Source organism: Tessaracoccus rhinocerotis, assembly GCF_007197885.1.
GTDB classification, from domain to species: domain Bacteria; phylum Actinomycetota; class Actinomycetes; order Propionibacteriales; family Propionibacteriaceae; genus Arachnia; species Arachnia rhinocerotis.
Window position 1 is genome coordinate 252,653 of sequence record NZ_VKKG01000005.1, and the last position, 25,164, is coordinate 277,816.

Genomic DNA, 25,164 nt, shown 5'->3' on the forward strand with positions numbered 1-25,164 from the left:
ATGGCGCACGACTACTTCGGCGGCCTCACCGGCTGGGACTTCGAGGGATTCCACAGCGGCGGAGACACCGAGATCTGGAAGAAGTTCGGCGCACACCACATCACCGTCGCCGACGACGAGCACGGCTCCGTCGACGGGGTGCGATTCGCGGTCTGGGCACCCAATGCCCAGGCTGTCCAGGTGGTGGGTCCCTTCAACTGGTGGACCGGTGACGACCTGCGCCTGATCCCCGGCTCGGGAGTCTGGGGCAGATTCCTCGAGGGCCTCGAGGAGGAGACGCTCTACAAGTACAGGATCCAGGGTCCCGACGGCGTCTGGCGCGAGAAGGTGGACCCCGTCGCGGCCTTCAGCGAGCAGGCACCGGCCAACGCCAGCATCGTGTACAAGTCACGCTACGCCTGGTCCGACGACGACTGGATGGCTCGCCGCAGCGAGGCCAGGCCGCACGCGGAGCCGATGAGCGTCTACGAGATCCACCTGGGCGGTTGGCGCAAGGGCAAGTCCTACCTGGAGCTCGCCGACGAACTCGTCGAGTACCTGACCTGGCAGGGCTACACGCACGTCGAGCTGATGCCCGTCTCCGAACACCCTTTCGAGCCCTCGTGGGGCTACCAGGTCTCCGGCTACTTCGCCCCGACCAGCCGCTTCGGCAAACCCGACGACTTGCGCCACCTGATCGACAAACTGCACCAGGCCGGCATCGGCGTCATCCTGGACTGGGTGCCCGGCCACTTCCCCAAGGACGAGTGGGCTCTCGGCCGCTTCGACGGCACCGCTCTCTACGAGCACGCTGACCCACGCCAGGGGGAGCACACCGACTGGGGCACCTACATCTTCAACTACGGCCGCAACGAGGTGAAGAGCTTCCTGGTCTCCAACGCGCTCTACTGGATCCAGGAGTTCCACATCGACGGGCTGCGTGTGGACGCCGTCGCCTCGATGCTGTACCTGGACTACTCCCGCGACGAGGGCCAGTGGGTGCCCAACCAGTACGGCGGCCGTGAGAACCTCGAGGCCATCGACTTCCTGCGCTACGTGAACCGGCACCTGTACGAGCGTGAGCCTGGCGTGCTGATGATCGCCGAGGAGTCCACCAGCTTCCCGGGCGTCACCAAGCCGGTGCACGAGGGTGGGCTCGGGTTCGGGTTCAAGTGGAACATGGGCTGGATGAATGACTCCCTGCGCTACCTCCAGCTGGATCCGGTCTACCGGCAGTACGACCACAACCTGCTCACCTTCGCGATGGTCTACGCCTTCTCCGAGAACTTCATCCTCCCGATCAGTCACGACGAGGTGGTCCACGGCAAGGGGTCGATGCTCAACAAGGTGCCGCAGGACGACTGGCGCAAATTCGCCACGCTGCGTGCCTTCTACTCCTACATGTGGTCGTTCCCCGGCAAGCAGTTGGTGTTCATGGGCTCGGAGTTCGCGCAGCGTCCCGAGTTCGACGAGTCCACCAGCCTCGAGTGGTGGGTCTCCGACCTGTGGGGCCACGGCGGACTCCAGCGCCTCTTCCGGGACCTGAACCACATCTACCGGGAGCACCCCGCCCTCTACGAGCTGGACAACGACCCCGAGGGATTCACCTGGATCAACGCCGATGACGCCGGCCACAACGCGCTCAGCTGGGTGCGCAACGACTCGGCCGGCAACCACGTCGCCTGCATCACCAACTTCTCGGCGGAGCCCCTGCGCGACTACTCGATCGGGCTGCCGGCGGTGGGCACGTGGGAGGAGATCCTCAACACCGACTCGCTCCACTACGACGGCTCCGGCCAGCACGGCAACCTCGGCGCCGTCGAGGCGGAGGCCGAACCCTGGGGCCACTTCAGCGCCCGGGCCAGGGTAACGGTCCCCCCGCTCGCCTCCGTGTGGTTGCGGCGCAACGCGCAGCCGTGACGGACTTCCGGGTCCACGTCGACATCTCGGGTGGGGTCGGCAGGCTCCGCTGGGACGAACAGGTCGTCGACTCCGACACCCTGCAGCGCGCCGTCAGCCTCGCGTCGGACGACGCGATCCTCGCCCACGACCTGCGGCGGCTCCAGGTCGACCTGCTCGCCAGCGACCGCGCGGCACGCAGCGCCGTGCACCGCTGTGGCTTCCGGCTGGAGGGCATATTGCGCTCGGCGCAGGAGACGCCCTCGGGTGAACTCGTCGACGTGCTCGTCTACGCGCGGCTGGCCGTCGACCCGGTCTACGGTGCAGAGGGGTTCTCGGGAGTGATGAACTCGGTGCTGCCCACCAAGCGGGTGATCGGGCACGCTGTGTTCCGCAACGAGGCGGGCGAGGTGCTGCTGACCGAGACGGTCTACAAGGAGGACTGGGAACTTCCGGGAGGCGTCGTCGAGCGCGGCGAGACCCCGCGACAGGGAGCCGAGCGGGAGGTGCTCGAGGAGATCGGGCTCGCGGTCACCTTCGGACAGCCCGCCCTGGTGGACTGGATGCCGCCCTACCTCGGGTGGGACGACGCCGTGGAGTACATCTTCGACGGCGGCGTCCTCCCCGACGACGTCGCCGCGGCCCTGCTACCCACCGACCGCGAGATCCGGGCCCTCCACTGGGTTCCGAGGGGCGAGTTCACCCGGCGCGTCACAGCACTTTCGGCCCGCCGCCTCGAGCTCGTCCTGGACGGCTACCGTGGGATGACCGAGAACGGGCTCCCGGTCACCTGATCCCCCGGAAGGCGAAGGTGAACACCAGTTCCTCGCCCTGCGGCAACAGGTACTCGGGGTGGGTCTCGGCTCCCCACGAGTTGTCGCCGCCGACGCCGCGGCGCAGCAGTGCCGGACGCACCACCGTGCGCTGGATCGGCGGCAGGTCCACGGGATGGAGGGCGTTCTCGATCTCGAACGGGGTCCACGGCAGGGCGGAGAACTCCATCTCCTCGGAGGTCTCGAACCTCAGCCCGGCCCCCTGCCCGTCGGTGAGTTCCGCCCAGCGCACACCGGTGCGGCTGCCTGACTCCTGCGGCCGCACGTAGGGCGTGAGCATCTCGGTGACGTCCGCGCTGTGCACCCCGAGCCTGGCGCCGGCGCGGCGGTCCACGTAGCACTCGTGCGGGCCCTCTCCGTACCACGTGAGGTGGCGCAGCTCAGGGGTGGTGGTCAGCAGCAGCCCGAATTCCGGCATGTCTGGCAGGCCGGCGCCGGGACGCGCGGTGAGGGTGACCTCGATCCGGCCGTCCCCGTGGACCAGATAGGCCACGTCGCACTCCCCCGCCGGGTTGCTGGGCAACTCGTAGGTGTAGCGCACCTCGACGCCGTCGTCTCGGCGCTCCAGGACCGGTCCGGCCTCGCTGGCCTCGGCGTAACGGCTGGCCAGCAACCACTGGCCGTCCCTGAAGGGCATGTTCCAGCCGCGCTCGTTCGACGTGGGGGCGTGCCAGAAGTTCGGCTTGGGGATCCCGTGCAGCAGCTCGCGGCCACCGTCCCCGGTCATCCCGAAGCGGTAGGAGACCAGGCCCCCGTACAGCTTCGAGAACAGCGCGGTGAAGTGCTCACCGCGCACACCGATGTTGTGGACGCCGTCGATGACCTCCGGGGCCCTCTCCTGGGATCGCACCGGGGGCCGCTGCACGCCGGAGACCGTGACCACGGCCTGTTCCCAGGCCACCTCGTGCCCGGCCGGTGCCCATGCGGTGGCCCGCGGGAGCCGGAAGCTGACGTCGAACGCGTACTCGCCGTCGACGTCGGGCAGTTCGACCGGCAGCGGGAAGGAGCCGGTCTCGCCGGGTGCCACGGACACCGTCAGCGTCTCCCTCGCGATGACCCGGCCCTCGCGCAGCAGCGTGACTACGCAGTCGTGGGCGGCGGTGTCGGTGAACAGCATCCGGTTCGTGACCCGGACCGAGTCGGCCGAGATCTCGATCGCGAGGCCCTGGTAGAGCTTGTGGACCTCCGCCAGCAATGGCTTGGGGGTGTGGTCGGCGAACAGGATGCCGTTCGCGCTGAAGTCGCCGTCGTGGGGCGACTCCCCGCAGTCACCGCCGTAGCCGAAGAACTCGCGGCCGTGGCGGTCGGTCAGCGCGATGGCCTGGTCCGCGAAGTCCCAGATGAAGCCGCCCTGGTAGAGCGGTTCCCGGTGCGCGAGGTCGACGTACTTGTCAACGGCGCCGAACGAGTTGCCCATCGCGTGGGCGTACTCGCACAGGATGAACGGCTTGTCCCGATTGGTGAGCAGGAACTCCTCGACGTCGGCCGCGCTGGTGTACATCTGGCTGACCACGTCCGTGGTCTCCGGGTGGCGAGGATCCCAGTGGACCCCCTCGTAGTGCACCGGCCGGTCGTCCAGGGATCGGAAGTGGTCGGCCACGTCGCGCAGGTTGGTGCCGCCGAACGACTCGTTGCCACAGGACCACATCACGATGCTCGGGTGGTTCTTGTCGCGCTCCAGCATGCTGGTGGCGCGGTCCAGAAGCGCGTCGCGCCACTCGGGCAGGTTGCCGGGGACCGCCTCCTCGAGCGGGATCCGACCGCGGGTGACCCAGTCCCACATGCCGTGGGCCTCGAGGTTCATCTCGTCGATGACGTAGAGCCCGTAGGCGTCGCAGAGCTCGTAGAGGAAGGTGTTGTTCGGGTAGTGGCTGGTGCGCACGGCGTTGATGTTGGCCGCCTTCATCAGCTTGACGTCGGCCTCCGTCTGTTCACGCGTCATCACCCGGCCCTGCAGCCCGAACTCGTGCCGGTTCACCCCGTTGAACACGATGCGCTTTCCGTTGATCCGCAGAAGGCCGTCCTCGACCCCGAACCGCCGGATGCCGACCCCTTGCCGGACCACCTCGGTGACGCTGCCGGCCTCGTCCAGGACCTCGATCACCAAGTCGTGCAGATGCGGGTCCTCGGCGCTCCACAGGCGCGGCGAGTCCACCGTGACGGCGAGGCCGTCGGCATCGTCGTGGAGCGCGCCGACGCCGCGCAGCACGGCCCGCACCCGCCCCTCCCCCTGCAGGGCCACGGAGAGCCGCACCACGGCGGATCCGAGGTCTGCCGAGACCTCGGTGGTGACCTTGAGGTCCTCCAGGTGGACGCTCGGGCGCCTGTGGAGCACGACGTCGCGGAACAGGCCGGAGAAGCGGTAGAAGTCCTGGTCCTCGATCCAGGCCGCGCCCGAGTGCTTGACCACCTGCGCGGCCAGCTTGTTGCGACCCTCGACTAGGTGGTCGGTGATGTCGAACTCCGACGGGGTGAAGGCGTCTGTCCCGTAGCCCACGTAGTGGCCGTTCACCCACACCGCGACGCTGCTCTCGGCCCCGTTGAACGAGACGCTCAACCGCTCACCCGCGCCCAGCGGGTGGTCGAGGGCGAAGTGGGTGACGTAGCTGCCGACCGGGTTGTAGTGCTGCGGCACCTCGCCGGGAACGATGTCCTCGTAGCCGTCCCACGGGTGCTGCACGTTGGCGTACTGGGGCCGGTCGTGTCCAGCGAGCTGGATGTGGCCGGGGACCCGGATGTCGTCCCAGTCCGAGGTGTCGAAGTCCACGGCCTCGAAACCGGGGACGGCCAGGGCCCGGTTGCGGGCGTGGTGGAACTTCCAGGTGCCGTTCAACGACTGCTCGAAGCTGCTGGTGCCCGAGGCGAGTTCGCCCTGGTCGGCGAACCAGCGATGGTCCGAGTGCGCCGCCATCCGGTTCTCCGAGACGAAGGTCGGGTCCGCGATGCGGGTGGGGTCGAATGTCATTTGATGGCTCCTGTGATGCCCTCGGCGAAGGCGCGCTGCAGGACGAGGAAGATGATCATCGTCGGCAGGGACGCCAGCAGGACCGCGAGCATCAGTACTCCGTAGTCGGTGACGTAGCCGGCCCTCAGGTTCGAGATGAGCATCGGCATGGTCTGGTAGTTGTTGTTGACGAGGATCACCTTCGGCCACAGGAAGTTGTTCCACGCGGTCATGAAGGTGATGACGGCCGCGGCCGCCAGGGTCGATCGCATCGTCGGCAGGAAGATGCGCAGGTAGATGTTGACCTCGCTCAGCCCGTCCAGACGGGCCGCCTCGACGATCTCGTGCGGGAACGTCCGCGCGGCCTGCCGGAACAGCAGCACCAGGAACGGGGTGGAGATGGCTGGGAGGATGACCGCCAGCGACGAGTTCACCATGCCGTAGTCCGCGAACATCTGGAACAGCGGGATCATGATCGCCGCGAAGGGGATCATCATCGCGAGCAGCAGGAAGGCCATCAGCCGGTCCTTGCCCTTGGAGTGGAACACCTCGAAGCCGTAGCCGGCGATCGAGCACACGAAGAGGGCCAGGACGGTGGTGCCGACGGCCTGGATCGTCGAGTACCACATCGCCGAGACCACGTCCTGCTGGCCGAGGAGGCTGCCGAGGTTGTCGAACAGTGCGGTGCCCGGGAGCAGTCTCGAGTCCAGGACGTCGTTGCTGGTGTTGGTGGCAGAGACCACCATGAAGTACAGGGGGAACACCGAGACGATCGCCGCAACGGTCAGGAAGGCGTAGCCGGGAACCTTGCGGAGCTGGGACCTAGTCACGCTTGTCACCGACCTTCAGCTGGATCGCGGCGAGGATGGCCACCATGATCAGGATCACGTACGAGATCGCGGCACCGTAGCCGAAGTTGGGGTTCTTCTGGAACGACAGCTCGAACAGGTAGTGCGACATGGTCATCGACGTGTAAGCCGGTCCGCCCTGGGTCAGGTTCCAGGACTCGTCGAACAGTTGGATCGTGCCGTTGGTGGACATGATCGCCGTCAGCAGGATCATGGGACGCAGCTGCGGGATCGTGACGTACCAGAACGTCTTGAACGAGCCCGCCCCGTCGATCCTCGCGGCCTCCAGGGACGAGTAGTCGATGTTCTGGAGCGCGGCCAGGTAGAACACCATGTTGTAGCCGGTCCAGCGCCACAGCAGCCCGAGGATGATCACGAACCGGGCGGTGTCGGTCTCGCCGAGCCAGTTGATGGGCGCGTCCACGAAACCGAGTCCGAGCAGCAGGTCGTTGACGAAGCCGTCGTTGGCGAACATCGTGCGGAACACGAGGGAGTAGCTGACCAGCGAAACGGCGCAGGGCAGGAAGATCGCGGTCCGCCACAGTCCCCGGAAGCGCAGCTTCGGGTCGTTGAGGAGGTTCGCCAGGACGAGCGCCAGCACGAGCATGATGGGCACCTGGACGAGCAGGTAGAGCAGGGTGTTTCCGACCGTGAGCTTGAAGATCTCGTCGTTGAGGAGGCGCTCGTAGTTGAACCAGAGGGGTTCGGCGAACTCGAGCCTGGTGCCGCGACCGGTCTTCATGGACAGGATGAACGCCTGGAGCATCGGCCAGAAGTTCATCCAGAGGATCAGGAGCGCCGCGGGGAGGAGGAAGATCCAGCCGGTCAGGCTGCGCTGCTTCTCCAGTCCGAAGCGGCGGTTGCGACCGGCGCGGGCGGACCCGGGTTCCTGTTCCTCGGTGGGGCCGCGCCGTCGGCGGGCCGTGCTGGTTGTCTGAGACATGTTCTCGATCCCCTCGGGGTGTCGGGGGTGGGGCCGGCAGTCCGCGGCCCCACCCCGGTAGTGACTTGGCCGAGCGGTCAGCTCATCGCGAACTCGACGTTGCTCTGCGCCTCGGCGAGGGCAGTGTCGACGTCGGCTCCATCGAGGATCTGGGTCAGGGCCGCGCTCACGGCGTCCCGGCCCTCGTAGTAGTAGGCACCGGTGTTGTTGCTCGGGACCTCGGCAGCGAACTCCAGCACCTTGGAGAAGATGGCCTCGTCGCCGAAGAACTCCTGCGGCTCGCCGTAGACGTCGCTCTCGCCGGCGGGCAGCCAGTTCGCGAGTGCGCCCGAGGACGGCAGGATGGTGTCGTAGAGCTCGCTGGAGCCGGCGAACGTGCTGGCCAGGAAGTCCTGGGCGAGTTCGACGTCGGCGTTGGAGCTGATCGCCCACGACGAGCCGCCGTTGGCGGAGTAGTGCGTGGCGCCGTCGAGTCCTTCCATCTTGGGCAGGTTGGTGATGCCCCAGTTTCCGGCCTGGTCCTCGGCGGTCTGGATGGACCCGAGGATCCACACGCCCTGGATGGTGCCGGCGACGTTGGAGTTCACCAGGGTGCCGATGTACTCGTCCCACGAGTTGACCTCGACGAACACACCCGAGTCGACCAGACGGGCGTAGATGTCGATGGCCTCCTTCAGGGCCTCGTTGTCGACGATCGTGGGGTTGCCCTCGGCGTCGAAGAGGCTGGCGCCGGCCGACTGCAGCATCATCATCATCAGGTCTGAGGAGCCGGCCTGCCCGGAGAGCAGCGGCTGACCCGTCTTGGCCAGGATGTCCTCGCCGTTGGCGATGAACTCGTCCCAGGTGATGTCGGTGAAGTCCTCGACGGTGTAGCCCGCCTCCTCGAGGACGTCGGTGCGCAGGGCCGTGATGGCCGTCCCGTTGTCGAAGGGGACGCCGTAGTTGACGTCCTCGAACGTCGAGTAGGCCACGACGCCGGCCGGGAACTCGCTGAAGTCCACCTCGCTGTCGGAGTAGTCACTGAACAGGTCCGGGTAGTTGATGACGTTCTTCTGGAACGCGTTGTTCTGCATGAGGAAGATGTCGGGCAGCTCCTCGAACTCCTGCGACTGGGCCAGGGTGGTGAGCTTGGTCTGGAGGTCGTCCCACGGAGTCTCCACCACCTCCACCGTCACGTCGGGGTTCTCCTGCTGGTAGATCTTTGCGGCCTCGTCCATCGCGTAGATGTTGAAGGCCGGGTCCCACGCCCATACGGTCAGGGTGCCGGCGCCGTCGGCGCCGCTGCCCTCTCCGCCGTCGTTGCCTTCGTCCCCGCTGCCACCGCAGGCAGACAGGGCGATGCCGAGCGGCACGAGCACCGCCAGCGATGTGAGCTTCTTCCAGACGTTCATGTGACTTCCTTGTCCTCGTCGAGACCGGGGACGCTTCCACCGGCCGGAATGTTTACGTCAACGTAGCATCCCCGAACCATGCCCGCCAGACCCTTTCACATAACCATCCGGTAACGACGGATCGCGCTCGGACACGCATCTGCTTCGGTTCAATGGTTACGTAACCAAAGCGCGCGCTACACTGCCCGCCATGGGTACCGTGAGCGGACGCGGCCGACGCAAGACCGGCCCCTCCATCGAGGACGTGGCTCGGCTGGCGGGTGTTTCCGCGCAGACCGTGTCGCGGGTCTCGACGGGCGCCGATCCGGTGCGGCCGAAGACCCGCGAGAAGGTGCTGGCCGCCATGGCCCAGCTCGGCTACTCCCCCAACCGTGCCGCGAGGGCGCTGCGCAACGGCTCCTTCGGCACCATCGGCCTGCTGGCCCACCGCTACGCGCGCACCGGGGAGGTGCTGACCACGGAAAGCGTGGTGAAGGCCACCGCGGCCGAGGGCTACACCGTCACGCTGCTCAGCATCGAAGCAGACAACATCGACGCCTCGGACTGGGAGAGCGCCGCGCACCGAATCTCCAGCCAGGCGATCGACGGGCTGGTGATCATCCGCGCCGAGGAGGCGACACCGGAAACGCTGACCCTGCCTGCTGGCATGCCCGTGGCGGTGTCGGACTCACGGCTGGTGGGCCACTACCCCGCCGTGACGGCCGACCAGATGCAGGGTGGCCGGGACGCCACGCGCCACCTGCTCGAGTTGGGACACCGAACGGTCCACCACGTCGCCGGGCCGGAGGACTCGGAGCCGGCGCAACTGCGCCGTCGCGCCTGGGAGCGGACCCTCGAGCAGGCGGGCATCGCCGTGCCGCCGGTCTGGCAGGGCGACTGGACCCCCCGGTCCGGGTACGAGGTGGGTCGCGAACTGGCGGCGCGCCAGGACGTCACGGCGGTCTTCTGCGCCAACGACGAGATGGCTATCGGCCTGATCCGCGCCCTGTGCGAGGCCGGCAGGAGCGTCCCGTCCGACGTGTCGGTGGTCGGCTTCGACGGGATCGCCCTCGGCGAGTACGTTTACCCGCCGCTGACGACACTGCGCCAGGACTTCACCCACATCGGCCAGGAGCTGGTGCGCCTGGTGCTGTCCCAGATCCGCTCGCCGCGCAGCGCGATCCCGAGGCACGACAGGGTGGTGGTCCCGACGGAGCTCGTCGTCCGCGGCACCACCGCGCCGCCGGCCCGGTGACCCACGACCGTTGCTGCTAGAACAGCAGGGAGGAGAGGCGGCGCCGCGCCTTCGCGACGATCGGGTCGGTGCGACCGATGACCTCGAACAGCTCGAGGATCCGCACCCGGATGGGCTCGCGCTCGTCGGCCGACTTCTCGGCGGCCAGGCCGAGCAGGCGGTCCAGCGCCGCCTGGTACTCACCCTGGATCACCTCGAGGTCGGCGGCGTCCAACTGGACGGCGACGTCGTCCGGGTGGGCCGCAGCGGCCTCCACGATCTCCTTGGCGTCGAAGGAAAGGCTGCGCTGCAGCAACGATGCCTGGGCGCGTCCTGCGATCACCTCACCGTCGCCGGGGGTGGCGGCGAGGAGCTTGTCGAACTCTTCCACTGCGCGGGCGTAGTCGCCGGCGGCCAGCGCCTCGTCGGCCGCGGCGAAGCGGGGGTCGGCCGGCGGCGCCTGCTCCTGGCTGGCGCCCGCAGCGGGCGCGCCGGCGCCGGGCACCGGCTGCGCCCGGCCGGTCATGCCGTTCGCGACGGCGAGCTGCGCCACCTGGTCGAGCAGCGGCTGGATCTCCTCCCGACTGCGGGTGCCCTGGAACAGCGGTGCGAGCTGGCCGCCGATGATCGCCACCACGGTGGGGACCGCCTGCACGCCCAACTGCTGCGCGATCTGGGGCGCGGCGTCGACGTCAACGCGCGCCAGCAGGAACCGCCCTTCGCCGGCGTTCACCATGGCCGCCAGGACGTTGGAAACCTCAGCGCCGCGGGCGTCCCGCGCGGAGTGGAACTCCACGATCACGGGATGCTGCGCGGACAGGTTCACCAGCGCCTGGAAGTCCGCCTCGCCGGCGTCCACGACGTAGCTGGCAGCGCCGGCTGCTGGAGCCTCGGCGGCCGATGCGAGGGCCGACAGGTCGACGGCTCCTGGACGAGTGAAGTTCGGGTCAGTCATGGACCCATCTTTGCCGTCCCGGCGCAACGGTTCAACCGGACGATCGCGTGCGTCCACACCCGACAGGTGCCAGTATGGGGCCATGGCACACGAGCGCGCCGGCCAGCCGGCCACAGAATCGGACCTCATCGACGTGGACGCCCTGCTGGGCGCCTACTACGACGGCCGACCGGACCCCCACAACCCGGACCAGCAGGTGGTCTTCGGAACCTCGGGGCATCGAGGCTCCAGCCTGGACACGGCGTTCAACGAGGCCCACATCGCGGCCACCACACAGGCGATCGTGGAGTACCGCAGCGGGCAGGGCATCACCGGTCCCCTGTTCATCGGCAAGGACACACACGCGCTATCCGGACCGGCGTGGCGCACTGCGATCGAGGTCCTGCACGCCGCGGGCGTCACCGTGCACGCCGAGCGTGACGACGAGTTCACGCCCACTCCGGCCGTTTCGCGCGCGATCATTCGCCACAACCGCGGCAGGAAGGGCGCACTCGCCGATGGCATCGTCGTCACCCCGTCGCACAACCCGCCGCGTGACGGTGGTTTCAAGTACAACCCGCCCAACGGCGGCCCCGCGGACTCCGACGCCACCTCGGCGATCGCAGCCCGCGCCAACGAACTGTTGGGCAACCCCGAAGCGATCGGACGCACCCCCTACGAGCGAGCCGCAGCGGACGTTGTTCGCTACGACTACCGGAGGACCTACTGCGCCGAACTGGCGGATGCGCTCGACCTGGACGCCATCGTCAGTGCGGGCGTGCACATCGGGGCGGACCCGATGGGCGGCGCGTCGGTGCAGTACTGGCAGCACCTGGCCGAGACCACCGGCCTCAACCTCGACGTGGTGAACCCCGAGGTGGACCCCACGTGGCGGTTCATGACGCTGGACACCGACGGCAAGATCCGGATGGACTGCTCCTCCCCCGACGCGATGGCCTCGCTGATCTCGAGCCGGACGCGCTACGACATCGCCACCGGCAACGACGCAGACTCCGACCGGCACGGCATCGTCACCCCGGACGCGGGCCTGATGAACCCGAACGCCTTCCTGGCAGTGGCGATCGGCTACCTGTTCGCGAACCGGCCCGGCTGGAGCCCCGAGGCGGGCATCGGCAAGACCCTGGTGTCCTCGTCGCTGATCGACAAGGTGGCCGCCAAACTAGGACGCAGGCTCGTGGAGGTCCCCGTGGGTTTCAAGTGGTTCGTCCCGGGCCTGACCGACGGTTCCATCGGCTTCGGTGGCGAGGAGTCGGCGGGCGCCTCGTTCCTGGCCAAGGACGGGACCACCTGGACGACCGACAAGGACGGCATCCTGCTGGCCCTGCTCGCCAGCGAGATCAAGGCCGTGACCGGCAGGTCGCCCAGCGAGCACTACGCGGACCTCGAGGCGGAGTTCGGCAGGTCCTACTACGCCCGGATCGATGCCGACGCCACCCGGGAGCAGAAGGCCCGCCTGGCGCAGCTCAGCCCGGCCGACGTCTCGGCCTCCGAACTGGCCGGGGAACCCATCACGGCTGTGCTCACCGAGGCCCCGGGCAACGGTGCGTCGATCGGCGGGATCAAGGTGACCACGGCGAACGCCTGGTTCGCCGCCCGCCCCTCCGGCACCGAGGACAAGTACAAGATCTACGCCGAGTCCCTCAAGGACTCCGACCATCTCGAGGCCGTCCAGGCCGAGGCGAAGGCCCTCGTCAACGCGACCCTGGGCGCCTGAGGATCACGACACCGCGTCGAGCTCCAACGGGACCACGTCGCGCTCGGTTGCGACGAAGGCCGCCAGCAGGTGGTTGCCCAGACTGCGCGTGACCGGCTCGAACCATGCGTGGTCGTCCGGGGTGGCGACGGCCGGTCCCGTCCGCCCGCGGGCGACGACGTAGGTCCCGCCGAAGTCGCACGCGAGTTCGCACATGCTGGTCAGGAACGCCTCGGCGTCGTCCGGGTTCTGGGCGGGGTCGAAGTGCTCGATGGCGACGGGCTGCATCAGCCTGTGGTCCTCCGTCAGGAGCAGCAGCGTGAGGCAGCCCTCGAACCGGTCCGAACTCTTCACGAAGAGGTCGACGACGTCGGGCAGCATGTCGTGGGTGATCGGGTTGTCGTCCCAGTCCTGGGGCAGGTCTTCGAATGTCATGCCCACACTCTGGTGTTTCGGGGCCGCGCGACTTCTTTGTCCACAGGCCACGCGGCATCGCCGGCGCTCAGAAGTGCGTCTGGTCCAGTTGCATGGTCTTGCGGAGGCCGGCGCGCTGGATGACCCGCTGGATGGTCAGGTCCCGCTCCTCTGGACGGCCGACGAAACGGATCTCCTTGAGCCCCTGGTCCTGGGCGGCCGACTCGAACACGAAGTGGCCGTAGCCGAGCAGCTGCCCCTCCAGCGACTGGGTCAAAGAGATGTCCAGGATTCGCGTCATGGGCATCGTGGCGAGGTGCTGGTTGAACACGCCGTGGATGCGGAAGACCCGCATGTTGGTGATGACGAACCGGTCCATGTGCGCCACGTGGCACTTCCACATCCCGATGCAGAACGCCAGCAGTCCCACCGTGAGCGGGGCCCAGAAGTAGTTGCCCGCGGGGATCATCAGCACGAAGAAGACACCGCTGAGCGCGATCAGGACGTACCACCACAGCGTCGCCGCCCAGTGCTTGCGCACCTCGTCGACCACCACCTCACCCTCGACCTCGAGGAGGTGCCTGCGTACGTCGGGTTCGAGGAACCTCGCGAGGAAGCCCATCGAAGGCTCCTACCCGGCGAGGCTCGTGAAGAACGTGCCGAGGGCCTCGAACGCGCCGAAGAAGGTCTTCACGGCCTCGGCCGCAGCTTCCGGGCGCGTGAACAGGTAGAACACGACGAAGGCTGCCACGAGCACAACCAGGATCTTCTTGATCCAGCCCACCAGCACTACCTCCTGTGTCGCCCAGTGATTCCAAGATCACAGTCTGCCCGACCGCACAACCGTTTCCGCGCGACGCGCCGGTGGAGCCGCGATCTGCTCGGCGCGTATGCGACCCCGCCCGCCTGCGGTGAAGGCCCACGTGAGAGGCTTTGTGCATGAACAATGACGACCTCTTCATCTGCATCGACCACGTCGGACTTGCCGTCCCGGACCTCGACGAAGCAGTCAAGTTCCACGCCGAGACGTTCGGTTGGCGTGAACTGCACCGCGAGGTGAACGAGGAGCAGGGTGTCGCGGAGGCGATGCTCGGCACCGGGGAGCAGGGCGAGGAGAACGCCAAGATCCAGCTGCTGGCGCCCCTGCGCCCGGATTCCGCGATCGGCAAGTTCCTCGACCGCAACGGCCAGGGAATCCAGCAACTGGCCTACCGCGTGAAGGACCTCGACAAGGTCTCCGAGGTACTGCGCGCCCGCGGGATGCGCCTGCTCTACCCCGAGGCCAAGCGCGGGACCGCCGGCAGCCGCATCAACTTCGTGCACCCGAAGGACGCCCGTGGCGTCCTGCTCGAGCTCGTCGAACCCGCTGTCGATCCCGACCACTGAGTGGCTGTCCCCCCTCGATTTGTCCGTGACACCCGCTAGGCTCGTCAGCAGTTCGTCGGGGGAGATCGAGGAGGATGACTGGTGACTGATTCACGCAGGGACTACGAGGACACGGAAGAAACCGGACTCAACCTGTTCGAGGACCGTGCCTCGGCGGCGGGCAATTTCCCTCACTCGATGCTGGGCTACGACCGGCAGGCCGTGGACGGCTACGTGCGCGAGATGGAGCAGAAGGTCACCGAGCTGCGGGTACAGCTGCGCGAACTCCGCCGCGAGATGGAGTTCGTGCGGGCGGAGACCGGCACCAGTGACTTCACCCGTCTGGGCGCCCATGCGAAGAACCTGCTCCAGGCGGCCGAGGCCCAGTCGGCCGAACTTGTCCGGCTGGGCGAGCAGGAGGCCGAGCGGATCAAGTCCGAGGGCCGACGCAGCGCCGCTGCCCTGCGCGAGTCCGCCCAGAAGGAGGCTGACGACGTCCGCCTGAGTGGGTTGGCCGGGCTGCGCAAGCTCCGACAGGAGCAGGCCGACGCCGGCAAGCAGGCCCTCGAGGCCTCGAAGAACGACGCCGCCCTCGTCACGGCGGACGCGGAGGCCCGCGCCAAGGCCATCATCACCGATGCCGAGGCCCGGGCCGAGGCAGCCCTGGAGTCCGCACGCGTCGAAGCCGCCCGCCTGCTGCAGGTGGCTGAGCGCTCGGGAACCGCCACCAAGCTTGAGGCACAGCAGAGCGCGGAGAAGACCCTCGCGCGGGCAGCCCAGCAGGCGAAGCAGGCCGAGGACGCGCTCAGGGAGCAGCTCGCCGAGGGCGAGGCCAACTCCAGGACGGCCTCGGAGTCCGTAGCCGCGGCCCGCGAGGAGGCGGTGCGGATCCGGAACCAGGCGATCGCAGAGGCCGAGGAGATCCGGCTGGCGGCCACCCGCGAGGCGGAGGACACCCTGACCACCATGCGGGACCGCGCCCGCCAGACCGAGGCCGCGATCGAGGAGCAGGTGGCCTGGCGCAAGGAGCAGTTGGAGCGCGAGATCGGTGCCCTCAACGCCAAGCGGGCCTCGATGGTCGCTGCGCTGGGGAACCTGAAGGAGATGGCGGCCGAGGCCGACGAGGCGGACTCCGAGGACACCGTCCTGCTGAGTCCGGAGAGCGAGTAGCAGGTGGCACTGCCCCCTGACCGGGACGAGGCCGAAGAAGCCCTCGCCCCAGAGGCGCCGCCGCCACAAGAGGCCGCCCCCAGTCAACCAGAACCTGATGCCGACGACGTCGCCGTGGCGATGGGATGGCGCGAGCGACGGCGGGACCGCAAGGAGCGCCTGAAGGACCGTCGCATGGCCGCGCGCGCGCGAAGGCTGGCCGGTCGGTTCTTCGGCGACGCGCGTCGCGGGGCGAAGCAGTTCCTGACGCCGGAGCCCGAGGACCGGCCCGCACCCGTACCGCCCGTGGTCGTAAGCGGGGAGTCCCGCCTCCTGAAGACCTCACCGTTCGCCCTCGGGTTCTGGGGTGCCATCGGCGTCCTGGTCGCCGTGGCCCTCTTCGCCGCAGTCGGCGAGGTGTCGAACATCCTGATCCTCGTCGTCATGTCGCTGTTCCTTGCACTGGGCCTGAGCCCCGCGGTGGAGTTCCTGGCCCGCCGCCGGGTCCCCCGCGGCGTGGCGGTCATGGTGGTCACCCTGACTCTGCTGGGGATCATCGGACTCGGGATCACGGCGCTCGTGCCGATCTTCTCGTCCCAGATCCAGGACCTCGCCAAGAGCCTCCCGACCGCCATCGACAACCTGAACAACAACCCGCAGATCGCTGCCTGGGACGAGCAGTACCAGCTCCTCGGCCGGCTGGAGGAGTTCCTGGTCTCCGGAGACCTGATCCAGAACCTCTTCGGCGGGATCTGGGGGGCGGGACGAATCCTCGCGAACGTCGTGTTCTCCCTGATCATGACGCTGGTGCTGACGATCTACTTCCTGGCGTCGCTGCCGTCGATCAAGGAGACCATCTACCGTCTCGCCCCCGCGAGCCGCCGGGCACGGGCCCGGTACCTCGCCGACGAGATCTTCCGCGGCATCTCGGGCTACATCACCGGCATGTTCATGATCGTCAGCGTGGCCTCGGGCTGCGCCTTCATCTTCATGAACTTCGCGGGTCTCGGGCAGTACTCCCTGGCCCTGTCCTTCATCACCGCCCTGTTCTGCTTCATCCCTCTCGTCGGCTCGTCGCTGGCAATGATCGTGGTTGCGCTGGTCGGGTTCGCCGTCAACCCGACCATCGGCATCGTCACCATCATCTACTTCCTCATCTACCAGCAGTTCGACGCGTACGTGCTCTACCCGAACGTCATGAAGCGGACGGTCAAGGTGCCCGGCGCACTGGTCGTCCTCTCGGCCATCATCGGGGGCACGCTGCTGGGCGTGATCGGGGCGCTCATCGCGATCCCAACCGCCGCGGCCGTCCTGCTCCTGTTCCGGGAAGTGGTCATCCCCCACCTAGACGCGACCTGACCACCCGCCGCGGGCTTGGTAGATTGGCCGAGTGCGTTTGGTGATTGCCCAGTGTCAGGTCGACTACTCCGGTCGGCTGACCGCCCATCTTCCCCTTGCGAAGCGTCTGATCATGGTGAAGGCGGACGGTTCAGTCTCCATCCATGCCGACGACCGCGCCTACAAGCCACTCAACTGGATGAGCCCCCCGTGCACCCTGAAGGTGCTGGCCCCTGAGCCTGCGGCCGCCGAGGAGCTGGGCATCACCGAGGTGTGGCAGGTCCGGTCCAAGGACGGTGACACCCTGATGGTCAGCATCGGGGAGGTGTTCCTGGACAGCGACCACACCTTCGGCGTCGACCCGGGCCTCCAGAAGGACGGGGTCGAGGCGCACCTGCAGGCACTGCTCGCGGAGCACCCGACCACCTTCGGTGAGGGTTGGCAGCTGGTCAAGCGCGAGTACTACACACCCATCGGCCCGGTCGACCTGCTGCTTCGCGACGCCACCGGCGGCCATGTCGCTGTCGAGGTCAAGCGCCGAGGCGAGATCGACGGCGTGGAGCAGTTGACGCGCTACCTCGACCTCATGAACCGCGATCCGCAGCTCGCCCCAGTCAGGGGGGTGTTCGCCGCCCAGCAGATCAAGCCGCAGGCTGCGGTGCTCGCAGCCGACCGCGGGATTGCCTGCCAACTGCTCGACTACGACGCCCTGCGAGGCATGGACAACGCCGACGAGCGGCTGTTCTGATGCCCAGCAAGCGCCGTCCCAGCAAACACCTACGTCCGCCACGCCCCCTCAGCTCGGAGCGGCACGCGTCGAGACGGACCACGAGCTCGGGCACGTTCCTCGTGCGCGACGTGCCCGCCGAGCGGGCGCTGAAGCCGTACACCTGCCCCGGTTGCTCCAACCAGATCCCGGCGGGCATGGCCCACGTGGTGGCCTGGCCGGAGACCCCCGGTCTCGGGTCCAACTCGGGACTCGAGGAGCGCCGTCACTGGCACAAGCACTGCTGGAGGTTGCCGCTGTGAGCCTGAACTCCACGACCGTCGGAGACGGCCCCACCGACGTCGTCTTCCTGCACGGGCTCTTCGGGCAGGGGAAGAACTGGACCACCACGGCGCGCGGGCTCGAGGACCTGGCCACATCCCACTTGGTCGACCTCCCCAACCACGGCCAATCCTCCTGGACGGTGGAGTTCACCCTCGACAACCAGACCGACGTACTCGCCGACTGGCTGAGGAAGACCTTCGACCGCCCGGTGGCCGTCGTCGGCCACTCCCTCGGCGGGAAGATCGCCATGCGCCTGGCACTGCGCCACCCGGAACTGGTCGAGCGGCTGCTGGTCTCCGACATCTCCCCCGCGCGCAACGACGCCACCACCGACTTCTCGACCCTGGTCTCGGCCATGCGCAACCTTGACCTCGACGACCTGCCCGCACGCAGCGAGGCGGACCGCAGGATGGCCCGCCAGGTGCCGGACTCGACGGTGCGAGGCTTCCTGCTGCAGAACCTGCGGCGCAAGGGCGGCGAGTGGGGATGGACCTGCAACCTGGACCTGCTGGGAGACAGCCTCTACACGATCGGCGGTTGGCCCCCGATCGAGGCGACCTACGACGGCGTCGTCTACTGGGTAGCTGGAGGGCTCTCGAACTACGTCCTGCCCGAGCACCGGGAACCGATGCACCAGCTGTTCCCGAAGGTGATCTCAGCAACCATCAAGACCGCATCCCACTGGGTGCACGCCGACGAGCCGGCAATCTTCATCGCCACCGTGAAGCACTTCCTGCACGCCTGAGCCGGTAGCCGCAACGCGGGCTCGGGATCAGCCCAGCGTGACCGAGCTGATGTGTGCCTCTGCGATGGGGCTCATGCCGTCCTCGGCGGCCACCCCCTGGGCTGCGATCCCGCCGACGACGTCGAGACCGGCCTGGTCCATCGTGCCGAAGACCGTGTACTCCGGCGGGAGCGGCGTGTCGGCCCACACCAGGAAGAACTGGCCACCGGTGGTGCCAGGCTGCTGGCGCTTCGCCATGGCGACGGTCCCCGCCGGGTATTCACTGGTGTGCTCCAGTTCCTCGGCCATCACGTACCCCGGGCCGCCGGTACCGGTCGCAGTCGGGTCACCGCACTGCAGGATGAAGATCCCCTGGTCCACGAGGCGGTGGCAGTCGGTGTCGTCGAAGTAGCCCTGCTGGGCCAGCGAGACGAACGAGTTGATGGTGCACGGGGCCTTGGCCCGGTCCATCGTGATCACGACGTCGCCAGCGGTCATGTGCAGGGTCACCGCAACGGTGCCCGCGTTGGGGACATCGGTGGTCTGCGGCGGGTCCACCGGCCGCGCGGGCGAGCCGTCGCCCGGGTACTCGCACGTGGTGGCCTGCACCATCTCCCCCGGCTCGGCGGACTGGTTTGCGTCGGAACATCCGACGAGGGCAACGAGGCAGGTGGACGCGCACACGGCGAGGAGTCTCTTCAGCACGCCCCCCACTGTATTGACCCATCGGCGAACGGGCGATTCGGTACACGCCGATGTCGGATAGGTTTGCGCACATGGTGAACCTGACCCGCATCTACACCCGCACCGGAGACGCCGGCGAGACGCGCTTGGCGGACAACTCGGTGGCGGCCAAGTCCGACCTCCGCGTGGAGGCCTACGGCACCGTCGACGAGACCAACGCCGCCGTGGCGGTCGCCGTCGCACTCGGCGGACTCCCGAAACGCGTCGAGGAGATGCTGGACCTGATCCGCAACGAGCTCTTCGACGTGGGCGCCGATCTGTCCACCCCGCTGCACAGCAGCCCCGAGTGGCCCCCGCTCCGGATCGAACAGTCGTCGGTGGAGCGGCTCGAGCGGTGGTGCGACGAGCTCTCCGAGGACCTGCCGAACCTGAAGTCGTTCATCCTGCCCGGGGGCTCCCCCTCCGCGGCACAACTCCACGTGGCCAGGACCGTGTGCCGGCGCGCCGAACGCGTGGCGTGGCGCTGCCTCGAGCAGCACGGCACCGAGGTCTCCGACGAGCGCGGTGAGGGCGGCGTGAACCTCCTCGCCATCACCTACCTCAACCGCCTGAGCGACCTGTTGTTCATCATGAGCCGCGCGACCAACGGAACCGCGGGCGACGTGCTGTGGGTGCCAGGTACCGACCGTCCGAAACCCGAGCGCAACCGGACATGAGAAAACCCGCCCTGCGGGAGGCGGGTCAGAGTGGCGAGTCGGCGCTGTGCGGGATGTAGTGGCTGCCCGGCGGTGCTGACTCCAGCCAGCTCATCAGCGCCATGGCGGCGTCAGGGTCCATGGCCAGGGCGTGCTCACGAGAGGTCACCCTGTCCTTGAGCGTCACGATCCTGGATGCGTCGAACAGCACCACGGCCTCGAGCCCGCTGGACGGGCGCTGGTGGGTGAATGACGTGACCTCACGTTGGAACTGCAGCGACGGCCGCAGGGCGAGCGAGAACGCCCGGTACCACTCCAACTGGTCGCCGCGGTACCTCGCCAGCCCGAGTACCCAGCCGCTGCCGGGGACGCCGTCGCCGGTCCTGTAGGCACAATCAAAAAGGCCGCCGTGGCCGGTGAGCCAACGACGGCGAGCGTAGAGCCCGACGAAGGGCATGCACAGGATCGCGATGACACCCACCACGATGATCGCTGCCCCAAGATCCATGGATGAAAGATACCCTTAGATTCCCTCAGAAATGACCAAGGCGGCCCGGAGTGGGACCGCCTTGGTCGATTGATGCCGAATTGTTGTAGAAATCAGGCCGAACGGACGCGTTCGCCGGCCCGGATCTGCGCTTCGAGGATGTGGATCCGGTGCTCCTGGTCCTCGTCGGCGTCACCGGTGCGCTGCAACTCTCGCAGCTCAGCCAGCTCGCGTTCGGCCTTGTCAATGGTCACTTCCTGCCCCATGACCGCTGTCTGGCTCAGGATCCACACGTGGCCCTCCGCGACGGAGATGAAGCCACCGTCGACGGCCAGCGTCTCGCTGCGTCCGTCCGCGGTGACGATCTCCACCACGCACGGGACCAGGGCCGCCATCAGCGGCTCGTGGCCCGGCAGGACGCCGACGTCACCCTCGGTGGTGCGGGCGATGATGTTGACGACATCACCGGCCCACACCTGCCGGTCCGCGGCGACGACCTCGACCTTGAGTGGCTCGTGATCCACTGCCTCAGCCTTCCTTGCTCATCTTGTCCCAGTTGCGCATGACGTCCTCCATGCTGCCGACGTTGAAGAACGCCTGCTCCGCGATGTGGTCGACGTCACCGCGGGTGATCATCTGGAAGCCCTCGATGGTGTCCTTCAGCGGCACGGTCGAGCCGGGCACGTTGGTGAACTTCTCGGCGGTGTAGGTGTTCTGCGAGAGGAACTGCTCGATCCGGCGGGCACGCGACACCATGATCTTGTCCTCCTCGGAGAGCTCGTCGATGCCGAGGATGGCGATGATGTCCTGGAGCTCCTTGTTGCGCTGCAGGATCTGCTTCACGCGCACGGCGGTGTCGTAGTGGTCCTGACCGACGTACTGCGGGTCCAGGATCCGGCTCGACGACGTGAGCGGGTCCACGGCCGGGTAGAGGCCACGCGAGGCGATCGCACGCGAGAGCTCCGTGGTGGCGTCCAGGTGGGCGAACGTCGTCGCCGGGGCCGGGTCGGTGTAGTCGTCGGCGGGCACGTAGATGGCCTGCATCGAGGTGATCGAGTGACCCTTGGTCGAAGTGATCCGCTCCTGGAGCTGGCCCATCTCGTCGGCCAGGTTCGGCTGGTAGCCCACGGCCGAGGGCATGCGCCCGAGCAGCGTGGAGACCTCGGAGCCGGCCTGCGTGAACCGGAAGATGTTGTCGATGAACAGCAGCACGTCCTGGTTCTGGACGTCGCGGAAGTACTCGGCCATCGTCAGGGCGCTCAGCGCAACGCGCAGACGGGTGCCCGGCGGCTCGTCCATCTGGCCGAACACGAGGGCGGTGTCCTTCAGGACGCCGGCCTCCTCCATCTCGTTGATGAGGTCGTTGCCCTCACGCGTGCGCTCACCCACGCCGGCGAACACCGAGGTGCCACCGAAGTTGTGGGCGATGCGGTAGATCATCTCCTGGATCAGCACGGTCTTGCCGACGCCGGCGCCACCGAACAGGCCGATCTTGCCGCCCTTGACGTACGGGGTGAGCAGGTCGAGCACCTTGATACCGGTCTCGAGCATCTCGGTGCGGGACTCGAGGGCGTCGAACGCGGGGGCCGAGCGGTGGATCGGCCAGCGCTCGGTGATCTCGATGCTCGCGGGGTCCACGTTCAGCACGTCGCCGGTCACGTTCCAGACGTGGCCCTTCGTGACGTCGCCGACGGGAACGGAGATCGGGGCTCCGGTGTCTCGCACCTCGGCACCGCGGCGCATGCCGTCGGTCGGCTTCAGGGCGATGGCGCGCACGAGGTTGTCGCCGATGTGCAGCGCCGTCTCCATGGTCATGGTCATCTTGTCGCCCATGACCTCCGTCTCGACGAGCAGCGCGTTGCCGATCTGGGGGATCTGGTCAGCCGCGAACTCGACGTCGACGACGGGGCCGATCACTCGGGCGACTCGGCCGATGCCGCCGGTGGCGACAGCTTCCGTCGAATCTGCAGTGGTAGTCATTGCTTTCCTCACTCGTTTCCGGCTGACTCGGCCAGCGCCGCGGCACCGCCGGTGATTTCAGAGATTTCCTGGGTGATCTCGGCCTGACGGGCCTGGTTGGCCTCGCGCGTCAGGCGTTCGATCAGCTGCTGGGCGTTGTCCGTTGCCGCCTTCATGGCCGTCTGGCGGCTGGCGAGCTCGGAGGCGCCCGACTGCAGCAGCACGGTGTAGACGCGGTTGGCGACGTACAGCGGAAGCAACTGGTCCAGCACCGCCGCGGCACTCGGCTCGAAGGTGTAGAAGGGGATGATCTCCCCCGCAGTCGCCGGCTCGTCCGTCTCCTCCACCACGAGCGGCAGCAGCCGCGTCGCGGTGGCCTGCTGCGACAGCATGGAGATGAAGCGCGTCCCGACGACGTGGATCTGGTCCACGCCACCCTCCTCGTAGGGGAGCAGGAACTTCTCGATCAGCACCTCGGCGATCTCCCGTGCGTGGGAGTACTGGGGCTTGTCCGAGAAGCCGGTCCACTTCTGCTCCACCGGACGGTTGCGGAACTCGAAGTAGCCCACGCCCTTGTTGCCGGTGATGTACTGGACCACTTCCTGGCCCTCGTCGGTCAGCTTGGTGTAGAGCTGCTCGGCCGCCTTGATGACGTTCGAGGAGTACGCACCCGCAAGGCCACGGTCACCCGTGACCACCAGCATCGCCGAACGCCGGGCCGGGACCCGGTCCTCGAGCAGCGGGTGAGCCACCTCGCCGTGCGATGCCAGGGCCGAGACCGCGTGGGTCAGAGCCGTGGTGTACGGCATCGCGTTGCGGGCGATCTGCTGCGCCTTGACGATCTGGGACGAGGCGATCAACTCCATGGCACGGGTGATCTTCTTCGTCGCCGTCACGGACTGGCGTCGCTGTCTGAGTTCTCGCAGGCTACTCGCCATGGTCTATCAACCCCGCTTGGAGACGCGGATGGTTTCCTGGCCGATCTCGCTGTCGTCCATCGCCTCGTAGTCCTCACGACCGACGAGCAGCTTGCCCTCGGAGGTGCGGAAGACCTGCTTGAAGTCGGCCAGCGCCGCGAGCGTCGCTTCCTTGGCCTCGTCCGAGAACTTCTTGGACTCGGCGATCTCCTGCAGGACGTTGGCGTTGTGACGCAGGTGGTCCAGGAACTCCTGCTCGAAGCGCAGCACGTCGTCGACGGGGACGTCGTCGAAGTGGCCCTCGTTGCCGGACCACACGCTGACCGTCTGGTCCTCGACCGGGTACGGGGCGTACTGGCCCTGGCGCAGGATCTCGACGAGGCGGGCGCCGCGCTCGAGCTGGCGACGCGAAGTCGGGTCCAGGTCGGAGGCGAACATCGCGAACGCCTGCATGTCGCGGTACTGGGCCAGGTTGATCTTCAGCGAGCCGGAGACCGACTTCATGGCCTTGATCTGTGCCGCACCGCCGACTCGGGACACCGAGATGCCGACGTCGATGGCAGGACGCTGGTTGGCGTTGAACAGGTCCGACTGTAGGAAGATCTGGCCGTCGGTGATCGAGATCACGTTGGTCGGGATGTAGGCCGAGACGTCGTTCGCCTTGGTCTCGATGATGGGCAGGCCGGTCATCGAGCCGGCTCCGAGCTCGTCGGAGAGCTTCGCGCAGCGCTCCAGCAGGCGGGAGTGGAGGTAGAAGACGTCACCGGGGTAGGCCTCGCGGCCCGGGGGACGACGCAGCAGCAGGGACATGGCACGGTAGGCCTCGGCCTGCTTCGTCAGGTCGTCGAAGACGATGAGGACGTGCTTGCCCTGGTACATCCAGTGCTGGCCGATGGCCGAACCGGCGTACGGGGCGATGTACTTGAAGCCTGCGGGGTCAGAGGCGGGCGAGTGCACGATGGTGGTGTACTCGAGGGCGCCCGCGGCCTCCAAGGTGCTGCGCACCTCGGCGATCGTGGAGCCCTTCTGGCCGACGGCGACGTAGATGCAGCGGACCTGCTGCGTCGGGTCGCCGGACTCCCAGTTGGTCCTCTGGTTGATGATGGTGTCGATCGCGATCGCGGTCTTGCCGGTCTTGCGGTCACCGATGATCAGCTGGCGCTGGCCGCGGCCGATCGGCGTCATGGCGTCGATAGCCTTGATGCCGGTCTGCAGCGGTTCGCGGACCTCCTGGCGATCCATGACGCCGGCCGCCTGGATCTCGAGGGCGCGACGCTCCTCGAGGGGGCTGATCTCGCCGAGGCCGTCGATGGGGTTGCCCATGGCGTCGACGACGCGTCCGAGGTAACCGTCGCCCACGGGGACGGACAGGACCTCGCCGGTGCCGTGCACCACGGAACCCTCGTTGATGCCCTCGGAGTCGCCCAGGACCACGACGCCGATCTCCCGCTCCTCGAGGTTCAGCGCGATTCCCATCGTGCCGTTCTCGAAGCGCAACAGCTCGTTGGCCATCACCGAGGGAAGGCCCTCGACTCGAGCGATGCCGTCACCCGACGTCACGACGGTGCCCACCTCGGTCTTGCCGGCCGCCTCGGGCTGGTAAGACTGGACGAAGCTGTCCAGGGCATTGCGGATCTCGTCCGGACTGATGGTTAGTTCAGCCATTGCGTCCTACTTTCGAAA

At 67.7% G+C, this 25,164-nt stretch carries 25 protein-coding genes; 11 read left to right on the plus strand and 14 right to left on the minus strand.

Annotation, left to right across the window (positions count from 1 at the left end):
• Together glgB and FOJ82_RS12920 are read left to right on the plus strand one after the other, a co-directional pair.
• Positions 1–1,899, plus strand: coding sequence for a 1,4-alpha-glucan branching protein GlgB (gene glgB, locus FOJ82_RS12915; protein WP_143938892.1), 1,899 nt, complete (start codon positions 1–3; stop codon positions 1,897–1,899).
• Positions 1,896–2,672 (plus strand): NUDIX hydrolase, encoded by a 777-nt coding sequence (locus tag FOJ82_RS12920; RefSeq protein ID WP_143938893.1) that lies wholly within the window; start codon positions 1,896–1,898, stop codon positions 2,670–2,672. Before glgB ends, FOJ82_RS12920 begins: the two co-directional genes overlap by 4 nt.
• Here the strand turns inward: FOJ82_RS12920 and lacZ are convergent.
• The 4 genes from lacZ to FOJ82_RS12940 all read right to left on the minus strand — a co-directional run bounded on the left by lacZ (position 2,665) and on the right by FOJ82_RS12940 (position 8,837).
• On the minus strand, positions 2,665–5,676 hold the full coding sequence (gene lacZ / locus FOJ82_RS12925) for a beta-galactosidase, LacZ type (RefSeq protein WP_143938894.1): 3,012 nt from the start codon (positions 5,674–5,676) through the stop codon (positions 2,665–2,667). The two genes, FOJ82_RS12920 and lacZ, sit on opposite strands and share 8 nt — an antisense overlap.
• Entirely contained in the window at positions 5,673–6,485 is an 813-nt protein-coding gene (locus FOJ82_RS12930; protein WP_221933156.1) for a carbohydrate ABC transporter permease, read from the minus strand. The genes lacZ and FOJ82_RS12930 overlap by 4 nt, the downstream gene beginning before the upstream one ends.
• The gene (locus FOJ82_RS12935) at positions 6,478–7,446 is read right to left on the minus strand and encodes a carbohydrate ABC transporter permease (protein ID WP_143938895.1); all 969 of its coding nucleotides are present in this window, start codon (positions 7,444–7,446) and stop codon (positions 6,478–6,480) included. Before FOJ82_RS12935 ends, FOJ82_RS12930 begins: the two co-directional genes overlap by 8 nt.
• Positions 7,447–7,523: 77 nt before the next feature.
• On the minus strand, positions 7,524–8,837 hold the full coding sequence (locus FOJ82_RS12940; protein ID WP_143938896.1) for an ABC transporter substrate-binding protein: 1,314 nt from the start codon (positions 8,835–8,837) through the stop codon (positions 7,524–7,526).
• 190 nt (positions 8,838–9,027) lie between these two features.
• Between FOJ82_RS12940 and FOJ82_RS12945 the strand changes: the two genes are divergently transcribed.
• Positions 9,028–10,071: a LacI family DNA-binding transcriptional regulator gene (locus FOJ82_RS12945; RefSeq protein WP_143938897.1), complete on the plus strand. Its 1,044-nt coding sequence runs from the start codon at positions 9,028–9,030 to the stop codon at positions 10,069–10,071.
• Positions 10,072–10,087: 16 nt separating this feature from the next.
• Here FOJ82_RS12945 and FOJ82_RS12950 read toward each other — a convergent pair whose 3' ends face one another.
• Positions 10,088–11,005 (minus strand): tetratricopeptide repeat protein, encoded by a 918-nt coding sequence (locus tag FOJ82_RS12950; protein WP_185975787.1) that lies wholly within the window; start codon positions 11,003–11,005, stop codon positions 10,088–10,090.
• 82 nt (positions 11,006–11,087) lie between these two features.
• Between FOJ82_RS12950 and pgm the strand changes: the two genes are divergently transcribed.
• Positions 11,088–12,719 carry a phosphoglucomutase (alpha-D-glucose-1,6-bisphosphate-dependent) gene (gene pgm, locus FOJ82_RS12955; protein ID WP_143938899.1) on the plus strand — a complete coding sequence of 544 codons (1,632 nt, stop codon included), beginning with the start codon at positions 11,088–11,090 and terminating at the stop codon, positions 12,717–12,719.
• Positions 12,720–12,722: 3 nt separating this feature from the next.
• On the opposite strand, the gene FOJ82_RS12960 is transcribed toward pgm, so the two are convergent.
• The 3 genes from FOJ82_RS12960 to FOJ82_RS16295 form a co-directional block, all read right to left on the minus strand.
• Complete coding sequence (locus FOJ82_RS12960; RefSeq protein ID WP_143938900.1) at positions 12,723–13,133, minus strand: hypothetical protein; 411 nt, start codon at positions 13,131–13,133, stop codon at positions 12,723–12,725.
• A 67-nt stretch (positions 13,134–13,200) separates the two neighbouring features.
• A complete protein-coding gene (locus FOJ82_RS12965; RefSeq protein ID WP_143938901.1) occupies positions 13,201–13,734 on the minus strand; it encodes a PH domain-containing protein in 534 nt (177 codons plus the stop codon).
• 9 nt (positions 13,735–13,743) lie between these two features.
• On the minus strand, positions 13,744–13,896 hold the full coding sequence (locus tag FOJ82_RS16295; RefSeq protein ID WP_185975797.1) for a hypothetical protein: 153 nt from the start codon (positions 13,894–13,896) through the stop codon (positions 13,744–13,746).
• A 155-nt stretch (positions 13,897–14,051) separates the two neighbouring features.
• On the opposite strand from FOJ82_RS16295, the gene mce reads away from it, so the two are divergent.
• From mce to FOJ82_RS12995, 6 genes are all read left to right on the plus strand, one after another.
• Positions 14,052–14,498 (plus strand): methylmalonyl-CoA epimerase, encoded by a 447-nt coding sequence (gene mce, locus FOJ82_RS12970; RefSeq protein WP_143938902.1) that lies wholly within the window; start codon positions 14,052–14,054, stop codon positions 14,496–14,498.
• A gap of 81 nt (positions 14,499–14,579) precedes the next feature.
• On the plus strand, positions 14,580–15,647 hold the full coding sequence (locus tag FOJ82_RS12975; protein ID WP_143938903.1) for a coiled-coil domain-containing protein: 1,068 nt from the start codon (positions 14,580–14,582) through the stop codon (positions 15,645–15,647).
• 3 nt (positions 15,648–15,650) lie between these two features.
• Positions 15,651–16,985, plus strand: coding sequence for an AI-2E family transporter (locus tag FOJ82_RS12980; RefSeq protein WP_246099879.1), 1,335 nt, complete (start codon positions 15,651–15,653; stop codon positions 16,983–16,985).
• A gap of 31 nt (positions 16,986–17,016) precedes the next feature.
• Complete coding sequence (gene nucS / locus FOJ82_RS12985) at positions 17,017–17,712, plus strand: endonuclease NucS (protein WP_143938904.1); 696 nt, start codon at positions 17,017–17,019, stop codon at positions 17,710–17,712.
• Positions 17,712–17,993 carry a hypothetical protein gene (locus FOJ82_RS16760; RefSeq protein ID WP_143938905.1) on the plus strand — a complete coding sequence of 94 codons (282 nt, stop codon included), beginning with the start codon at positions 17,712–17,714 and terminating at the stop codon, positions 17,991–17,993. The genes nucS and FOJ82_RS16760 overlap by 1 nt, the downstream gene beginning before the upstream one ends.
• The gene (locus FOJ82_RS12995; RefSeq protein WP_221933157.1) at positions 17,990–18,760 is read left to right on the plus strand and encodes an alpha/beta fold hydrolase; all 771 of its coding nucleotides are present in this window, start codon (positions 17,990–17,992) and stop codon (positions 18,758–18,760) included. The genes FOJ82_RS16760 and FOJ82_RS12995 overlap by 4 nt, the downstream gene beginning before the upstream one ends.
• Before the next feature lie 27 nt (positions 18,761–18,787).
• Here FOJ82_RS12995 and FOJ82_RS13000 read toward each other — a convergent pair whose 3' ends face one another.
• Complete coding sequence (locus FOJ82_RS13000; protein WP_246099880.1) at positions 18,788–19,444, minus strand: peptidylprolyl isomerase; 657 nt, start codon at positions 19,442–19,444, stop codon at positions 18,788–18,790.
• Positions 19,445–19,515: 71 nt separating this feature from the next.
• Between FOJ82_RS13000 and FOJ82_RS13005 the strand changes: the two genes are divergently transcribed.
• Positions 19,516–20,139, plus strand: a complete 624-nt coding sequence (locus tag FOJ82_RS13005) for a cob(I)yrinic acid a,c-diamide adenosyltransferase (RefSeq protein ID WP_143938906.1) — start codon at positions 19,516–19,518, stop codon at positions 20,137–20,139.
• 25 nt (positions 20,140–20,164) lie between these two features.
• Here the strand turns inward: FOJ82_RS13005 and FOJ82_RS13010 are convergent, their stop codons facing one another.
• The 5 genes from FOJ82_RS13010 to atpA form a co-directional block, all read right to left on the minus strand.
• The gene (locus FOJ82_RS13010; RefSeq protein WP_143938907.1) at positions 20,165–20,626 is read right to left on the minus strand and encodes a DUF2550 domain-containing protein; all 462 of its coding nucleotides are present in this window, start codon (positions 20,624–20,626) and stop codon (positions 20,165–20,167) included.
• A gap of 92 nt (positions 20,627–20,718) precedes the next feature.
• Positions 20,719–21,129, minus strand: a complete 411-nt coding sequence (locus FOJ82_RS13015) for a F0F1 ATP synthase subunit epsilon (RefSeq protein WP_143938908.1) — start codon at positions 21,127–21,129, stop codon at positions 20,719–20,721.
• A gap of 4 nt (positions 21,130–21,133) precedes the next feature.
• A complete protein-coding gene (atpD, locus tag FOJ82_RS13020) occupies positions 21,134–22,585 on the minus strand; it encodes a F0F1 ATP synthase subunit beta (protein ID WP_143938909.1) in 1,452 nt (483 codons plus the stop codon).
• 8 nt (positions 22,586–22,593) lie between these two features.
• Complete coding sequence (locus FOJ82_RS13025; protein ID WP_143938910.1) at positions 22,594–23,502, minus strand: F0F1 ATP synthase subunit gamma; 909 nt, start codon at positions 23,500–23,502, stop codon at positions 22,594–22,596.
• 6 nt (positions 23,503–23,508) lie between these two features.
• Positions 23,509–25,146: a F0F1 ATP synthase subunit alpha gene (gene atpA / locus FOJ82_RS13030; RefSeq protein WP_143938911.1), complete on the minus strand. Its 1,638-nt coding sequence runs from the start codon at positions 25,144–25,146 to the stop codon at positions 23,509–23,511.
• Positions 25,147–25,164 lie beyond the last annotated feature (18 nt).

Excerpts from the sequence above, each read along its gene's own strand:
- FOJ82_RS12945 (WP_143938897.1), top strand. The coding sequence starts at position 9,028 with ATGGGTACCGTGAGCGGACGCGGCCGACGCAAGACCGGCCCCTCCATC.
- lacZ (WP_143938894.1), bottom strand. The coding sequence starts at position 5,676 with ATGACATTCGACCCCACCCGCATCGCGGACCCGACCTTCGTCTCGGAG.
- FOJ82_RS12965 (WP_143938901.1), bottom strand. The coding sequence starts at position 13,734 with ATGGGCTTCCTCGCGAGGTTCCTCGAACCCGACGTACGCAGGCACCTC.
- FOJ82_RS13005 (WP_143938906.1), top strand. The coding sequence starts at position 19,516 with ATGGTGAACCTGACCCGCATCTACACCCGCACCGGAGACGCCGGCGAG.
- atpD (WP_143938909.1), bottom strand. The coding sequence starts at position 22,585 with ATGACTACCACTGCAGATTCGACGGAAGCTGTCGCCACCGGCGGCATC.
- FOJ82_RS12935 (WP_143938895.1), bottom strand. The coding sequence starts at position 7,446 with ATGTCTCAGACAACCAGCACGGCCCGCCGACGGCGCGGCCCCACCGAG.
- atpA (WP_143938911.1), bottom strand. The coding sequence starts at position 25,146 with ATGGCTGAACTAACCATCAGTCCGGACGAGATCCGCAATGCCCTGGAC.
- FOJ82_RS12960 (WP_143938900.1), bottom strand. The coding sequence starts at position 13,133 with ATGACATTCGAAGACCTGCCCCAGGACTGGGACGACAACCCGATCACC.
- mce (WP_143938902.1), top strand. The coding sequence starts at position 14,052 with ATGAACAATGACGACCTCTTCATCTGCATCGACCACGTCGGACTTGCC.
- FOJ82_RS12940 (WP_143938896.1), bottom strand. The coding sequence starts at position 8,837 with ATGAACGTCTGGAAGAAGCTCACATCGCTGGCGGTGCTCGTGCCGCTC.
- FOJ82_RS13010 (WP_143938907.1), bottom strand. The coding sequence starts at position 20,626 with ATGGATCTTGGGGCAGCGATCATCGTGGTGGGTGTCATCGCGATCCTG.
- FOJ82_RS12950 (WP_185975787.1), bottom strand. The coding sequence starts at position 11,005 with ATGACTGACCCGAACTTCACTCGTCCAGGAGCCGTCGACCTGTCGGCC.
- FOJ82_RS13025 (WP_143938910.1), bottom strand. The coding sequence starts at position 23,502 with ATGGCGAGTAGCCTGCGAGAACTCAGACAGCGACGCCAGTCCGTGACG.
- pgm (WP_143938899.1), top strand. The coding sequence starts at position 11,088 with ATGGCACACGAGCGCGCCGGCCAGCCGGCCACAGAATCGGACCTCATC.
- glgB (WP_143938892.1), top strand. The coding sequence starts at position 1 with ATGGCGCACGACTACTTCGGCGGCCTCACCGGCTGGGACTTCGAGGGA.
- FOJ82_RS16760 (WP_143938905.1), top strand. The coding sequence starts at position 17,712 with ATGCCCAGCAAGCGCCGTCCCAGCAAACACCTACGTCCGCCACGCCCC.